Below are 420 nucleotides of genomic sequence, written 5' to 3'. Positions count from 1 at the left end.
GGCTGCATGAAGTGGCAACAGGATGGATTGAAAGAACCTAAAGTGGTAGCAGAAGCAACAGGGAAATATAAAGACGACATGGACATTTTAGCACCATTCCTTGATGAAGTTTGTTATATAGATGAGCGTGAAAATGAGTCAATCATGATTGAAGCAAAAGAATTATACAACGTTTATGAAAGATGGTGCTTTAATTCTGGTGAACGAAGTTTAGGTAATAGATCATTTTATCGCAGGTTAGAGACAAAAGGATTCGGAAAAACAAAGGGAACTGGAAATAAAACGTTTATTACAGGAATTACTTTAAACGAACGTAAGCCAGTTACTAAAGGAGTTACCCAAACTAGTGAAAACAGCAAATTCAAGGTTACTCAATAACTATTGTGTTAGTTAAATAACTTTCAGTAACTTTTAATAACT

1 protein-coding gene is annotated in these 420 nt (G+C 34.3%); it reads left to right on the top strand.

Annotated features, from left to right (window positions below; translation table 11 throughout):
* Positions 1 to 378 (top strand): primase-like DNA-binding domain-containing protein (locus tag JDS99_RS31040; protein ID WP_255543226.1); only part of this gene is annotated, 378 nt, incomplete at its 5' end.
* Positions 379 to 420 lie beyond the last annotated feature (42 nt).

The organism is Bacillus cereus group sp. N6, assembly GCF_016483705.1.
Lineage (GTDB): Bacteria > Bacillota > Bacilli > Bacillales > Bacillaceae_G > Bacillus_A > Bacillus_A wiedmannii.
The sequence above is the reverse complement of the archived record's forward strand: the minus strand, read 5'-3'. Positions and strand labels throughout refer to the sequence as shown.